At 53.0% G+C, this 14,094-nt stretch carries 18 protein-coding genes, 1 pseudogene and 1 CRISPR repeat array; of the genes and pseudogenes, 11 read left to right on the forward strand and 8 right to left on the reverse strand.

From position 1 onward, the window contains the following. Positions 1 to 83 precede the first annotated feature (83 nt). Both H8711_RS03880 and H8711_RS03885 read left to right on the forward strand, forming a co-directional pair. Positions 84 to 761: a response regulator transcription factor gene (locus tag H8711_RS03880; RefSeq protein WP_249282222.1), complete on the forward strand. Its 678-nt coding sequence runs from the start codon at positions 84 to 86 to the stop codon at positions 759 to 761. Further along, positions 758 to 2,056 (forward strand): sensor histidine kinase, encoded by a 1,299-nt coding sequence (locus H8711_RS03885; RefSeq protein WP_249282223.1) that lies wholly within the window; start codon positions 758 to 760, stop codon positions 2,054 to 2,056. The genes H8711_RS03880 and H8711_RS03885 overlap by 4 nt, the downstream gene beginning before the upstream one ends. A gap of 112 nt (positions 2,057 to 2,168) precedes the next feature. Here the strand turns inward: H8711_RS03885 and H8711_RS03890 are convergent, their stop codons facing one another. The 4 genes from H8711_RS03890 to H8711_RS03905 form a co-directional block, all read right to left on the reverse strand. Continuing rightward, a complete protein-coding gene (locus tag H8711_RS03890) occupies positions 2,169 to 2,363 on the reverse strand; it encodes a FeoB-associated Cys-rich membrane protein (RefSeq protein ID WP_249282224.1) in 195 nt (64 codons plus the stop codon). A gap of 15 nt (positions 2,364 to 2,378) precedes the next feature. Continuing rightward, positions 2,379 to 4,553, reverse strand: coding sequence for a ferrous iron transport protein B (feoB, locus tag H8711_RS03895; RefSeq protein ID WP_249282225.1), 2,175 nt, complete (start codon positions 4,551 to 4,553; stop codon positions 2,379 to 2,381). A 128-nt stretch (positions 4,554 to 4,681) separates the two neighbouring features. Beyond that, a complete protein-coding gene (locus tag H8711_RS03900) occupies positions 4,682 to 4,903 on the reverse strand; it encodes a FeoA family protein (RefSeq protein WP_249282226.1) in 222 nt (73 codons plus the stop codon). A 36-nt stretch (positions 4,904 to 4,939) separates the two neighbouring features. After that, complete coding sequence (locus H8711_RS03905) at positions 4,940 to 5,149, reverse strand: FeoA family protein (protein WP_249282227.1); 210 nt, start codon at positions 5,147 to 5,149, stop codon at positions 4,940 to 4,942. Positions 5,150 to 5,457: 308 nt separating this feature from the next. On the opposite strand from H8711_RS03905, the gene H8711_RS03910 reads away from it, so the two are divergent. Further along, on the forward strand, positions 5,458 to 7,056 hold the full coding sequence (locus tag H8711_RS03910) for an ABC-F family ATP-binding cassette domain-containing protein (RefSeq protein ID WP_249282228.1): 1,599 nt from the start codon (positions 5,458 to 5,460) through the stop codon (positions 7,054 to 7,056). 116 nt (positions 7,057 to 7,172) lie between these two features. On the opposite strand, the pseudogene spoVFB reads toward H8711_RS03910, so the two are convergent. The 4 genes and pseudogenes from spoVFB to H8711_RS03930 form a co-directional block, all read right to left on the reverse strand. Further along, positions 7,173 to 7,442 (reverse strand): annotated as a pseudogene (spoVFB, locus tag H8711_RS03915) (dipicolinate synthase subunit B); the annotation flags it as partial. Next, on the reverse strand, positions 7,408 to 9,123 hold the full coding sequence (locus tag H8711_RS03920) for a recombinase family protein (protein ID WP_249282229.1): 1,716 nt from the start codon (positions 9,121 to 9,123) through the stop codon (positions 7,408 to 7,410). The gene H8711_RS03920 and the pseudogene spoVFB, both read right to left, overlap by 35 nt. 257 nt (positions 9,124 to 9,380) lie before the next feature. Continuing rightward, positions 9,381 to 9,682: a CRISPR direct-repeat array (repeat unit 33 nt; unit sequence ATTTCAATCCACGCCCTCCGCAAGGAGGGCGAC). Positions 9,683 to 10,159: 477 nt separating this feature from the next. Then, the gene (locus H8711_RS03925; RefSeq protein WP_249282230.1) at positions 10,160 to 10,522 is read right to left on the reverse strand and encodes a helix-turn-helix domain-containing protein; all 363 of its coding nucleotides are present in this window, start codon (positions 10,520 to 10,522) and stop codon (positions 10,160 to 10,162) included. Between the two features lie 554 nt (positions 10,523 to 11,076). Then, a complete protein-coding gene (locus H8711_RS03930; protein ID WP_249282231.1) occupies positions 11,077 to 11,409 on the reverse strand; it encodes a DUF6173 family protein in 333 nt (110 codons plus the stop codon). A gap of 181 nt (positions 11,410 to 11,590) precedes the next feature. Here H8711_RS03930 and H8711_RS03935 point away from each other — a divergent pair, with 181 nt between their 5' ends. From H8711_RS03935 to H8711_RS03970, 8 genes are all read left to right on the forward strand, one after another. Further along, complete coding sequence (locus H8711_RS03935) at positions 11,591 to 11,749, forward strand: hypothetical protein (RefSeq protein ID WP_249282232.1); 159 nt, start codon at positions 11,591 to 11,593, stop codon at positions 11,747 to 11,749. Positions 11,750 to 11,898: 149 nt separating this feature from the next. Next, positions 11,899 to 12,105 carry a hypothetical protein gene (locus H8711_RS03940; protein WP_249282233.1) on the forward strand — a complete coding sequence of 69 codons (207 nt, stop codon included), beginning with the start codon at positions 11,899 to 11,901 and terminating at the stop codon, positions 12,103 to 12,105. A 54-nt stretch (positions 12,106 to 12,159) separates the two neighbouring features. After that, positions 12,160 to 12,300, forward strand: a complete 141-nt coding sequence (locus tag H8711_RS03945) for a hypothetical protein (protein ID WP_249282234.1) — start codon at positions 12,160 to 12,162, stop codon at positions 12,298 to 12,300. After that, positions 12,297 to 12,461: a hypothetical protein gene (locus H8711_RS03950; RefSeq protein ID WP_249282235.1), complete on the forward strand. Its 165-nt coding sequence runs from the start codon at positions 12,297 to 12,299 to the stop codon at positions 12,459 to 12,461. The genes H8711_RS03945 and H8711_RS03950 overlap by 4 nt, the downstream gene beginning before the upstream one ends. Continuing rightward, the gene (locus H8711_RS03955) at positions 12,462 to 12,845 is read left to right on the forward strand and encodes a pentapeptide repeat-containing protein (protein ID WP_249282236.1); all 384 of its coding nucleotides are present in this window, start codon (positions 12,462 to 12,464) and stop codon (positions 12,843 to 12,845) included. A 115-nt stretch (positions 12,846 to 12,960) separates the two neighbouring features. Next, positions 12,961 to 13,425 (forward strand): hypothetical protein, encoded by a 465-nt coding sequence (locus H8711_RS03960; protein WP_249282237.1) that lies wholly within the window; start codon positions 12,961 to 12,963, stop codon positions 13,423 to 13,425. 35 nt (positions 13,426 to 13,460) lie between these two features. Beyond that, positions 13,461 to 13,892, forward strand: a complete 432-nt coding sequence (locus tag H8711_RS03965) for a hypothetical protein (RefSeq protein ID WP_249282238.1) — start codon at positions 13,461 to 13,463, stop codon at positions 13,890 to 13,892. A 10-nt stretch (positions 13,893 to 13,902) separates the two neighbouring features. Then, the gene (locus H8711_RS03970) at positions 13,903 to 14,094 is read left to right on the forward strand and encodes a hypothetical protein (protein WP_249282239.1); all 192 of its coding nucleotides are present in this window, start codon (positions 13,903 to 13,905) and stop codon (positions 14,092 to 14,094) included.

The following is a 14,094-nucleotide window of genomic DNA, read 5'->3' on the forward strand; positions in this document are numbered from 1 at the left end:
CAGCTTTTTTCGCTACAGTAGAGAAAAAGAAAATTCCGCTTCACGGCGGATTGTGTTATGATAGAATGGAGGAGGGGGACAGGATGCGCGTATTGATTGTGGAGGACGAGCAGCGGCTGGCGGAAGCGCTCAGCCAGATTATGCTCGAGCAGAGGTATGCGGCGGATGTGGTGTATGACGGCAACGATGGGTTGGCTTACGCGCTCAGCGGCCAATACGATGTGGTGGTTCTGGACGTGATGCTCCCCGGGCGGAATGGTTTTGATGTGGTGCGTGAGATGCGTGCGCAGAAGAACGCCACGCCGGTGCTGCTGCTGACAGCGCGGGACGAACTCCCTGACAAGGTGAAGGGGCTCGACTGCGGCGCGGACGACTATATGACCAAGCCGTTCGCACCTGAGGAGCTGCTGGCGCGCGTGCGCGCTCTCTCGCGGCGGCAGGGGGATGTGGTGCTCGAGGAGCTCGCATTTCAGGACCTGACCTTGAGCCTTTCGACGCGCTCACTCGCCTGCGGGGCCAAATCGGTCACCCTGGGCTACAAGGAATTCGAGGTGCTGCGCCTGTTGCTGACAAATCCTCGGATGATCGTCCCGAAGGAGGATATCATTACCAAGGTCTGGGGGAGCGATTCCGATGCGGAGGACAACAACGTCGAGGCGTATATCTCGTTTTTGCGCAAAAAACTATACTTTTTGGGTTCGCGCGTTTCGATTGGAACCGTGCGCAAGGTCGGTTATAAATTGGAGGCGGTGGAGGTATGATTAAGCAGCTGCGCCGCAAATTCATCTGGATCAATATGCTGCTGGTCAGCATCGTCCTGTTCGCAGTGATCGGCGCGTTTTTGTTTTCCAACAGCCAGCGGCTGGAGCGGGAAAGCTTCGCTGCCATGAAACAGGCGGTGAGTCTGCGGCACGGCGAGGTACCGCCGCAGGTGGAGATGGGAAAGAAACCGCCGCGTCAGGCGCCGCCTGACGGGAGTCCCCAGGCGGAAGGGGGAGCGGCTTCGCCTGACAAGCGCCAGGCGTATTACAGCATTCCGGTGATCTGCGTGGAGTTGGACGGGCAGAATCAGGTGCAAACAGTACACGGCGAAGAAAACATCACCGTATCGGACGAGGCGCTCGACAAAATGGTGGAGATGGCGCTGGCAGATGGGGGGCGCAGTGGGCGGCTTGCGGAATACAGCGCACGGTTTTTGGTAGAACAGACGCCGAATGGCACGAAGATTGCCTTTGCAGATACCGGCGGCGAGCAGAGCCAGATGATGAGCCTGGTGCTTACCTCGTTGGCCGCAGGGGCGGGCGCATTATTGGCGTTTTTCCTCATCAGCCTGTTTCTGGCTCGCTGGGCGCTCCGCCCGGTGGAGCGCGCGTGGGCGCAGCAGCAGCAGTTTGTCGCTGACGCTTCGCATGAGCTCAAAACCCCGCTGACGGTGATTCTGGCGAACATGGGTATCGTGTTGTCCCACCCGGGGGATACGGTGCAGCAGCAAGAAAAGTGGATCGAGAATACCCAGGCTGAAGCGATGCGGATGAAGCAACTGGTGGACGACCTGTTGTTTCTAGCCAAGTCGGACGCTTCGGGCGTGCCCCGGCTCACTGGAACGTTCAATCTGAGCGACGCGGTTTTAGGCAGCGTCCTGCCGTTTGAATCGGTCGCCTTCGAACAGGGGGTGAGGCTCAACAGCGATGTCGCCCCGGGCATCGATTTTACCGGCAGTGAGGGGCAGATCAAACAGCTCGCCGCGATCCTGTTGGATAACGCCTGCAAATATGCGGGCAAGGGCGGCAGCGTCACCGTCCGGTTGTGGGTGGAGCAGGAGAAAATCCGGCTGGCGGTGAATAACACCGGGACGCCCATCGCTCCTGAAGATCAGCAGCACATCTTTGAGCGGTTTTATCGTGCGGACAAGTCGCGTGTGCGCAGCCGGGGTGGCTATGGTCTGGGGCTCGCAATCGCCAAACAGATTGTGGATGCCCACGGTGGCAAAATCGCAGTGGAATCGAGCGAAACGCTGGGGACGACCTTTCTGGTCTCCCTGCCAGTCAGAAAATAAACGCAAGAACGCCCGGCGATCGATAAGACCGCCGGGCGTTCTTTGCCTCGGGTATTTGGTAAAGTCCGCGCGCGGTAATTGTGGAGGTATCGCACGCGAGCGAGGTATGGCTTTATGATTTTCCGCCGGAGGGTGGAGCGGAATGGTGCTGCGGCGATGTGTGGGCCGCGGAATGGCAGTGTTCGCAGTGACAGCCGCAGCTATCGCAGCCGCCGGCACATCCGCCATTTTTCACATTTTTGTGGATCGACCAGGCTGCAAAGCCGGTGATCAACAGGAGTAACCCGCCGATAATCCAGGTTCCCATCCAAAAACGCCTCCTTTATTGCGCTTTGACTGCGGCCGGAACGACCGCCTTCAGGTGCCCATCTTCTTTGTATCCTTTGCGGAACAGGAGCCAAACGTAGCAGATCAGGAACACCACTGCGACGCCGGTTCCCAAACCGAACCCGTGGCCGGAGAAGAGCAGACCGAATTGATAGATCATCAAAGAAACGGTATAAGCGAAAATTGTCTGATAACCGATGGCGAACCAGGTCCACTTGGCGTTGTTCATCTCCCGCTTGATCGCACCGATCGCCGCGAAGCAGGGGGCGCACAGAAGATTGAACACCAAGAAGGAATAGGCCGACAGAGCGGTGAAGTGCTGCGCGATGTTGCCCAGCGCGCCGAAGTCTCCTGCTTCCACCAGTTCGAGCGCGTCGCCCGCCACCGCATACAGGGTGCCGAACACGCCCACGACCTCCTCTTTGGCCACCAGTCCGAGCACGGTTGCCACGGTAGACTGCCAGTTGCCAAAGCCCAAGGGCGCAAAGACCGGAGCGATCGCGCTGCCGATTGCGGCCAGGATGGAGGCGTCCATATCTTCAACCATGCCAAAGGAGCCGTCCACGAAGCCGAAACTGGATGTGAACCAGACAAAGATGGATGCCAACAGGATGACGGTACCAGCCTTCTTAATGAACGACCAACCGCGCTCCCAGGTGCCGCGCAACACATTGACTACGGTGGGCAGATGGTAGGCGGGAAGCTCCATCACAAATGGGGCCGGGTCACCTGCGAACATTTTGGTCTTTTTGAGGATGATGCCGGAGATAATTACCGCCGCTACGCCGATAAAATATGCGGAAGGGGCGACCCACCAGGCGCCGCCGAACAGCGCGCCCGCGATCAGCGCCACAATCGGCATCTTCGCGCCGCAGGGGATGAAGGTGGTGGTCATAATGGTCATCTTGCGGTCGCGGTCCTGTTCAATGGTGCGCGAGGCCATGATGCCCGGCACGCCGCAGCCGGAACCGATCAGCATCGGGATGAAACTTTTGCCCGAAAGGCCGAAGCGCCGGAAGATGCGGTCCATGATGAAGGCGATGCGCGCCATGTAGCCGCAATCCTCCAAGATGCACAACAGCAGGAACAGCACCAGCATCTGGGGGACAAAGCCCAGCACCGCGCCGACGCCCCCTACGATGCCTTCCACGACCAGGCCGACCAACCAGTCGGCGGTGTTGATGCTGACGAGGAAATTTTCCACAGCGGGGGAGATCCACTCGCCAAACAGGGTGTCGTTGGTGAACCCGGTGACGATGTCGCCGATGGTGGTCACCGAAATATAATAGACGAAGAACATCACCACCGCAAAAATAGGCAGAGCCAACCAACGGTTGGTGACAATTTGGTCGATTTTATCTGAGGTGGAAAGACCGGAATGCTTTTTATGTACACAGTTTTTGACCAGCTTGGCGATGTAATTGTACCGCTCATTGGTGATGATTGATTCACTGTCGTCGTCCATCTCCTGCTCACAGGCAGCTATGGCCTTTTCGATTTGCATCGATTCCACCGGAGAGAGGGCGATCTGGGCCAGAACCTTTTCATCCCGCTCGAACAGCTTTACCGCATACCAGCGGCGGTTTTCTGCGGGTATTTTGCCGGATGCGGCTTCCTCAATTTCCGTCAACGCTTGTTCGACGCGATCACAGAAGGTGTGCTGCGGTTCGGTCCGACGCCCCGATTGGGCCAGCTGCAACGCGGTCTGGGCAGCCTTCATCGAGCCTTCCCCTTTGACCGCTGCAGTTTCCACAACCGGGCAGCCCAGCGCGGCCGACAGCTTTTGCACGTCGATCCGGTCGCCGTTCTTGCGCACAACATCCATCATGTTCAGCGCGATCACCACCGGGATGCCCATTTCGGTGAGCTGGGTGGTAAGGTAGAGGTTGCGTTCGATGTTGGAGCCGTCCACCAGATCGAGAATCACATCGGGATGTTCCCCCACCAAATAGTTGCGCGTGACGACCTCCTCCAGTGTATAGGGGGAGAGGGAATAGATGCCCGGAAGATCTGTAATGGTCACATCCTTGTGGCCTTTGAGCCGGCCTTCCTTTTTTTCCACCGTCACACCCGGCCAGTTGCCCACAAACTGATTGGAACCGGTCAGGTCATTGAACATGGTTGTCTTGCCGCAGTTTGGGTTGCCTGCAAGCGCAATTTTGATTGACATATTCGGTTACCTCCTCTGCGGGCCTCCGCCCGCTGTTGTATCCGCCTTTGAAGTTTAAAGTTAGCATAAACTAACCATCGACCGCAAAAAACGCGGCTGCTTTGCATCGATTCAACCTGCGTTCCGCGTCATTCCACCAGAATGTTTTCCGCGTCGCCCTTGCGGATCGACAGCTCATAACCGCGCACAGTAATCTCAACAGGGTCGCCCAAAGGGGCCACCTTGCGCACATAAATTGACGTGCCCTTGGTGATGCCCATGTCCATGATGCGCCGGCGCAGCGCTCCTTCGCCGTCCAGCTTTTGAACGACTACTGTTTCGCCGCATTTGGCGGTTTTGAGAGTTTTCATATCGCTGTTCCTCCTTTGGATGGTATACCAACCGCATTAGACCATGATTTGATTGGCCATGCCTTTGCTCAGAGCAATGCGCGTGTCCTTCACATTGACGATCAGGTTGCCGCCGATCTCCGAAATTACAGTCACAGCTCCGCCCTCTACAAAGCCGAGGCTCTCCAAAAAGCGTTTGGTTGCGTCTTTTCCGTGGATCTTTTTCACTGTGTTGGTCTGTCCCGAAGGGGCCATAGTCAACGGCATAATGAAAACCACCCTTTCTTTTTTGGTTAGATTTGGCTAACCTCTGGTCTGTTTAGAAGGGGTTAGAAACTGCTAACCCCTTTACGCCCATAAGTTTACCATCGCTAACTGAGTTTGTCAAGGAATTTTTTTCTAAACTTAAAATATTTTAACCTGAACTCTCCGACGGAGGCAGGTTTTGCTAAGATTTCGCAAAACCGGGAAAAAGGGCTTTTTAAAAGGTGAAATCTATGCTACAATAATAAAGTATGCGGTTTGCCTGGAACGTGTGTTTCGGCAAAAGATAATCCGAGCAATTTGGAGGAACTATGATTACTGTAACCGATCTGGCCCTTTCCTTTAACGGGCAAACTTTGTTTTCCAACGTCAACCTGCTGTTTCAGTCGGGCAACTGCTATGGCGTTATTGGCGCCAATGGCGCGGGAAAATCCACCTTTTTAAAAATATTGAGCGGCGAGTTGGAGCCCACCAAGGGCGAGGTTGCTATTTCGCCAAAAACCCGCATGTCGGTTCTCAAGCAGGATCACTATGCGTATGAGGAGTACACAGTACTGGAGACCATTTTGCAGGGCAATCCGCGCCTCTATGAGGTGCTTCAGCAGAAGGACGCGCTGTACAATAAGGAGGATTTCACCGAGGAGGACGGCAATCTCGCAGCCGATCTCGAGGCGGAATTCGCGGAGCTGGGCGGCTGGGACGCGGAGACTGATGCGGGCAAGCTGATGCAGGGCCTGGGCATGGACAATAGCGTCCTGTATTCGCAGATGTCCGTCCTCTCAGAGAAGGAAAAGGTGAAGGTATTGCTGGCGCGCGCCCTGTTCGGCAATCCGGATATCATCATGATGGACGAGCCGACCAACGGCCTGGATATCAAATCGATCGCCTGGCTGGAGGACTTCCTGCTCGATTACGAGGGCACCGTCATCGTGGTATCGCATGACCGCCACTTCCTGAACAATGTGTGCACCCACATTGTCGACATCGACTACACCAAAATCAAGATGTATGTCGGCAATTACGATTTCTGGTATGAGTCCAGCATCCTGATGCAGCGGATGCTCAACGATCAAAAGAAAAAGGCTGAGGACAAGATCAAGGAGCTGCAAGCGTTCATCCAACGTTTTTCGGCCAACAAATCCAAATCCAAACAGGCAACCAGCCGCAAAAAGTTGATCGACAAGCTCACCGTGGAGGAGATGCCTGCCTCTTCCCGCAAATATCCCTATGTCGGTTTCACGATGGATCGCGAGCCGGGCAAGGAAATTCTCGCAGTTGAAGGAATCAGCAAGACGGTGGATGGGGTAAAGGTGCTCGATAACGTCTCGTTCCGTGTGGCCAAAGGGGATAAGGTCGCGTTTGTGGGCGAAAACGAGATCGCCAATACAACCCTGTTTAAAATTCTGATGGAGGAGCTGGAACCGGACGAGGGAACCTTCAAATGGGGCGTCTCCACCACTCAGAGTTACTTTCCGGCCGACAACAGCAGCTATTTTAACGATTGCGACCTCTCGATCATCCACTGGTTGGAGCAGTATGCCAGCGATACCCACGAGACCTACCTGCGCGGGTTCCTGGGGAAAATGCTCTTTTCCGGCGAGGATGTGAATAAGCCGGTTAAGGTGCTGTCGGGCGGCGAGAAGGTCCGCTGTATGCTTTCTCGCATGATGATGTTCGGCTCCAATGTATTGGTGCTCGATCAGCCCACCAACCACCTCGATCTCGAATCGATCACCGCGGTCAACGACGGCCTGATCGATTTCAAGGGGATCGTGCTGTTCGCATCGCACGACCATCAGTTTATCCAGACGGTCGCCAACCGCATCATCGAGATCACCGAGCACGGCTGCATCGACCGCATGGGCACCTACGACGAGTATTTGGAGAGCCGCTACCGTTTCAATCAATAAGTGCATATGAAATAGCGGGGCTGCATGTCAAGTGAAGCATGCTGCCCTGTTTTTTTGCTTAAAGCCGCCAACAGAGAGAGTCCGGAACCCCGCAGCGAGGTTCCGGACTCTTGCTATTATTGAATGATGGGTTGGAGCTGTAAGTTTTTTAATGCATGTTCCAACGTCGGCTGAATCAATGTGAAGTCAGCGACCAGCGAAGTGGGCTTTTTGATGCAGTCGTCCTGCCGATATGGAACAAAGTAGAGGTTGCGAACGTTCAGCAGTTGGCCAATGTTACGCGCCGATGCGCCCAGACCATCGTTGGTGGATACCGCGATAACCACCGGCCGCGCATTGCGCAGATGAGCCTTACAAGCCATGGTGACAGATGTATCTGTCACAGCTAAAATTACTAGAATCGGGAGAGCTACCCGGCCCTCCGCCAGCAATAGAGTCGTTAAATAGATCAATCACATATTCGTCACCGTGCCAAGTGATTTTTTTAATAACGAGCTTCAGAAGTTCGCGCTTCGCATCAAAGTCCTTTTGATCGATGGTGTCGCAGAATTCAGCGGTCGCCGCTTGAATGATTTGAATGTTGGAAATTTCATTGTTTGCGGCGTATTGCTTGCGTTTTAATTGCTCCAACTCCAATTTAAGTTTCTTGCTTTCCGCAACGTTCTGGCGCAGCGCCGCCTGAATTGGCGCGTCGGTCTCGTCGGAGCTGCTGCGCGCGAGGCGCAAAGCCAGGGCGATTCCATCCTCTTCATTCCGCTTGATCTTGGTGTTGCACTCCTTTATTTGCGCGGTGTAGTCCTTCCTCTCTGCTTCGGCGGCGCGATACGCCTGCTCCATGCTGGTGAAGGTGTCGCCGCCCACGGAAAAGTGCGCCTTCAGCAGGGCGATTACATTCTGGTCGAACTCAATTCCATTGATGTTCGCTATATCGCATAATTCCCCGGCACTGCGGTCTTTCCGGCTGCATTTATAATAGAATGTTTTGATGCCCTGGGAGTTGACGCGATTTCCTTTCACCATCATGGGCGCGCCGCACTTTCCGCACCGGATGAGACTTGCCAGCAACGCGACGCTACTGGTATCCCACCGGGGGTACTTATCTCCGTTTTCCTGAATTTTGGATTGAACCGCTATCCATTTGTCGCCGGGGATCACGCCGGGGTGAAGGGAAACCGCAACAATCCAATCCTCTGGCCGGCTTCGCCGGCGCGTGGTGTTTTTGGTGCCATTGGTGTAGGTCTTACCGTAACCGATAAGGCCGTGCTGTCCATCGTATTCGTGGCGGTCATTTGCAAGATTTGCCCCGCGCGATTGCAGAAAGTCGTGAACGCAAGGCTCATTGGTGGCATATACCGGATTGGTCAGGATTTGCCGCAATACCGCCTTGCTGAATTCTTTCCCACCCGGGGTGAGAATGTGGTTGCCAAGTAGATATCGTTCCAATCCACGCAGACTTCCAAATTCGATATACAGGTCAAATAGCTCGCGGACAAGGGGCAGTTCGCTTTCGACCGGTTGCAATACGTACCGGCTGCGCTTATCGCCGTTTTCATCCACGGATTTTTGTCGAACTGCGGTGAAGCCCATCGGCGGCGTCCCGCCTTGCCATCGTCCGGTGCGATACAGCCGATACTTGTTATCCTTGATGCGTTCGGCAATCGTCTCGCGTTCCAACTCGGCAAATACTGACGCAATGTGGATCATGGCGCGCCCCATCGGGCTGGATGTGTCAAAATTTTCGCGGATGGAAACAAAGCCGATCCCACGGTCCGTCAGATCATCCAGAATGGTGGAGAAGTCAGACACACTGCGGCTGATACGATCCAGACGGTAACACATAAGGATGTTATATCGGTCATTCTCCATGTCCCGCATCAGCCGCTGAAACTCTGGCCGGGCGGTGTTTTTGCCGGAAAAGCCTTCATCCTCATAGACCATAAACTCAGAATCGTGCCCAAACTTATGAAGCGCATATTCCTTGCACATTTCAACTTGATTTTCAATCGATTCGCCCGCGCCGGTATAACGCGATTTGCGGGAATAGATCGCTATGACCTGGTGATCCACAATAACGACCTCCTCCTATTCTTCATTTTATTCCGCTCCGGTGTTACAGCGCCGGAGCGGTTTTTTATACTTTTTTTGCGTTAATTCCGATTTGTTTTGTAATATTTGTACGGATAGGCTATATAATTTGATACGTTTGCTGGGATTATTGCTGTATATTTAGTGGCATTTTTTGTCGGATATGTAATTGTCATTTCAATCCACGCCCCCGCAAGGAGGGCGACCAACACCTCAAAGCCCGGCCTCCAGCTCATCAAATTTCAATCCACGCCCTCCGCAAGGAGGGCGACAGGAAATCTGCTCAACTTAATCAACACCAAGTCATTTCAATCCACGCCCTCCGCAAGGAGGGCGACCCAGCATCACCGTCAATATCTGACGGCGATAGAGATTTCAATCCACGCCCTCCGCAAGGAGGGCGACGTGCCACTTAAGCCCTGACTGGTCGATCTGTCCATAAATTTCAATCCACGCCCTCCGCAAGGAGGGCGACCGCTTCAACATGTTACCGCCTCCCCTCTTACTTATTTCAATCCACGCCCTCCGCAAGGAGGGCGACAGTAAAATTAAATAAATAGGCACACTATACAAACCATTTATTAGAGCATTACACTAGTTTTTTGATTATCTATCCGTCTCGAGCCCCTAGAACAATGCGGCGAATAGATCAATTTTTGGTGCGAACCCAATAGGATATCTATGTGCACTTGTATATCGCACCTTTTGTCCCATAAAACGGATTTTGACGAGGCGAGATTGAAAACTTTTTGGCCGCAATTTGGTAGGATTGGCATTTGATTGTGAACAGAAACTATGGTAAAATGATATCAGAAAAAACAAATGTTTTCTAACAACGGACAGAATGGAGGTCTAGCAATGTCAACCAATCCCGACCCGACAACCACATATCGCCATAATATCTGCGGCAGCATGGCAGATCGGCACGATAGCGGGCCGGGTATCATACGTTGCGGCGATATGCCGCGAGATATAATTGAATTTAGGGATTTACATGGCCAAATAGAGCGGAAAAACCTCATTTCTGCTTGTCTTCTTGCTCTACGAGATATCGCATGTAACGCAGAGCATCTTGACGAAGATTTTCGGGAAGCGACATAAATATATCTTCATGAATGGAGAGCTGATCGTCTGTATCGACGGTTGGCTCTTCTTTTCTGTATCCGAATGCAGATAGAATATCGGTGATCCCGTACAGGTCGCAAAGCTTCAGAAAATAATCCGGAGCGGGTTGACTGTTCCCGCTTTCCCAGCTGTATACAGTTTTCACTGATGCTTTTTCGTATCCCGATGACTTCATCAATTCAGACACATCCTGAACTTTCAGGCCCGCTTTAATGCGGGCCTGTTTTAATGTCTCCCCGATGCGGTGTTGTTCCACGGTTAACCACCTCCTTATATCAACTTTATTATATCCATTGAGATTTGCGGTGTCAATATTTTTTTCTAAGATTTTCAGAAAAAATGTATTGACATTCCATGTTTCTTGGAATATAATTAAATCAAATCCTGAGAAACTTAGAATTTTGGGGGTGAGAAAATGAAAATTAATAACCGAGTGAGCCCTGACAATGGAACAAAATTACTGGCTGCTCATATCAGGACAAAAGGAATTTCGATCAAGCAAGTGTCAGACCAAACTGGGATATCATATGACAAACTGATCAGGAGCCTATCAAAGGAATCCCGCGCCTTAAAAACAGATGAGTTTCTTTGCGTGTGCCAATTCCTTGAAGTTGACCCAATGAGATTCTACGTCCCGCAGAACCACAACCAAGCAAGCTAGGAAGGAGGCGTGAATCGTGGATTACGAAAAAACAATGGACACGCTTCAAAAGCAGCTGCAACTGCTGTCGAAGCGCGCCCAAAAGGCACGATCTGTAAGAGAACTTGCAAAAATAAGTGATTCAATGGCAAATATCGCAATGGTAAGCGTTAGTTTGGCTGAGCAAATCCGATTCTCCTCGCGGGGGTCTTCGGGTCTGGCCTCTCAACAGACATCAAAAGAAAATTCAACTCGCTCACATGCTGGATAAGCTGGGCTGGCTTTCCATCGACAAAACCACGGAAAACAATAATGGACGGATTGCAATACCCGACATCTGTAACGTGCAGTAAAATGCTTTGCCCAAAATGACATAACCTGAATGCAACTTCGTGGTCGCCGTCAAGCCCTTGCTCGAACTTTTGGATTTGCTTCATTATGATTTCGTATTGGTAATCGGCCAGATAATATTCGCGCGTGGGCCTAAGGTCTTTAAGTTCCAAAAAAATCACCCCCTTTCACCGCAATTGTACTGCGATGAAAGCGCAGAGGGTGGAAAAACCAGTCGAACGGGTGAAAAAATTGTTGACAAACATCGAAGCGTAACCGCTCCGATGAAACATCGAATCATGTCGTAAGATGAAGAAAAAGCCGTCCGGAGGGCGGCGGAAAGGAGCAAAAAGCATGTCAGAAAAGTCCATTGATAGATTAGAGGCGGCACTACTCAATTTTGTGGAGCGCGTGACAGATGGGAAAACCGCAACCTCTGAAACAGAAATTGCGGTTCTACCAGAGGTTGCGAAGGTGCTAGTACTTATAAAAATTTTCAATAGAGATTTATAAGAAAAACGGTTTATCGTGCATCCCCAGCCAAATTATACCACGGCGATAAGGGCGCGACAACACGATAAATCAAATAAGGCCGCCCTAAGGGCGGCGGGTGATAGGACATCCGGTCGAAATCATAAGATTCTGTGGGGAGGTGAAGCCCAGTGCCGAAAAAAGTAAACTACCGTGATATGCCACACAAAATCACCATTGGTGGAAAAACCAAGGAAGAGATGGGAACAAAAGCATACAACGAAGCATTCGCGCGATGCATGATTCGCGCGATGTTCAGGGCTCGCGATATGGGGCTGCTCACGGAAGATCAAAGAAGCAAGCTCGAAGGATGGGAATATAATCCCCCAGACGAATAGCGCCGTAGTCGGCGCGGAAAACATGTGGACAAGCAGGGAGGAGACGACTGCATAATGAGCGACCGACAACGGATCGAGCAGTGGATCAAAGGGATGGAACGGCTGCTTGCAAAGTGGAGCAGGCCGGATATCCAGAGATGGCGCAAGGCGCTGCAAGAGGAGGCCCGGCGCGAAGGACGGAAGGAGACAACATGACAAGGGCGGCACTGAGCATCATAGGAATATGGATTGGCTTGCCAATGACCGGCAGCCTGCTGGACGGCGGGCGGACCTGGGCGGGTATCATCGCAGGTATCGCAAGCCTAATCCTGATCGCCAGCGGAGCGATCACAATATATGACGAGGAGGATACATAGATGAGAGAGTTGACTGACAGCGAAAAGCGAATCCTGGATGACCACGAAAAATGGCTGCGCAGAGATGATAGTGGGGTGCGTGCCGACCTGTACGGTGCCGACCTGTACGGTGCCGACCTGTACGGTGCCAACCTGCGCAGTGCCGACCTGCGCAGTGCCAACCTGCGCGGTGCCGACCTGGACTATAGTTGTTGGCCGTTGTGGTGCGGCAGCCTTGACGCCATCATTGACAAGCGCATATTCGCGCAGCTCGCATATCACCTGTGCCGTACAGTATGTGATGATCCGGAGGTACAGGAGGCGCAGCGATCGTTAAGACACATCGCCAATCAATTCCATCGCGTGGATGAGTGCGGTCGGATAGGAGATGGCGAAGATGCTTGACCTGGGAATCGTGCGGTTTGAAGGCGTGGCAGGGGCGTTGGAGCTTATGGGCCTAATATGTGCCCTGATGCTGGGCTATGCGCTCGGGAAACTGGGGAGAGGGAGGTGATCGAAAATGAAGCAGGAGTACAACACTTACACCGAGATTACACAGAAGCTGTTGGACGGCCTCAAAATCGGGGACATGGTTAGAATCAACGATTGGAAACAGTCAATACCAGTGTGTGGCGTGTCAAAACATTATATTGTCATGGCGGCGCGACAATTTGGAAATTGGCGTTGCGTTGTTATCCAAAAAGAGACCTGGGCTGGCTACGACCGAGATACCTATGCCTGGCTTGTGGGCAGGTATGTGTGCCGCACACACGGACTGCCGGGTACCATGTTTGACCTCGACGACCCGTCCGAAGTCAAGAAGTACCTCAAAAACCTGGAATCCGTAAGCCTGGACGAGACGGCTCCATACGGGGCGACGGCGATCAATACGCTTAGGATTAGGAAGAGACAAAAAAAGAGCGCCCGGACGGCGGCAACCATCCAAGGCGCAAAACCAAATTGCTGTAAGTCAAGTATATCCTAAGGGGACAAAAAAGTAAATAGGGAGGATACATAACCATGGAGATCACAATTAAGCTCACGGCAACCCCCGAACTATGCAGAGCTCTCGATTCGCTGGCGAAGCTGATCAGCGTGACGGAGGAGATCAAACCCGGAGCCGTGAACGCGCAAGCAACCACCCAGGCGACAATGCCCGTGACGCAGACCCCCGCCTCAACGGTGCCGGCGGTACCGGTTGCGCCTGTACAAAATCCAACGCCACACACAGCTCCGGTCGCGCCCCCTGCACCCACAGTACCCGTGGCGGGCGCTCCTAGTTACACCATAGACCAGCTGGCAGTGGCCGGCGCGGCTCTCGTAGACGCCGGCAAGATGGAGCAGCTACTCGCCCTATTAGCTAAGTATGGCGTGGCGGCAGTCACCCAACTTCGGCCGGAGCAGTTTGGCGCGTTCGCTACAGAGCTCCGGGCACTGGGCGCTCAGATTTAAGGAGGTACTTATGAATCCAATTGTACTGAAATGCAACGGCCCGTCTTTAGAATGTATCGGGACGGTCCGGCTTACCCCAGAGGCTGAAAAAGTAGTTCGCCGCCTGCGCGAAAAGACCAATCTGCCCATTCGCCAAATTGTTTCCGAGATTATTATACAGGCGGAAAGCCTTATTGACATCGAGAACGGGGAGGAAGACTGA

Origin of the sequence: Ligaoa zhengdingensis (assembly GCF_014384885.1) — a bacterium.
In the GTDB taxonomy this organism is placed as follows: Bacteria; Bacillota; Clostridia; order Oscillospirales; family Ruminococcaceae; genus Ligaoa; species Ligaoa zhengdingensis.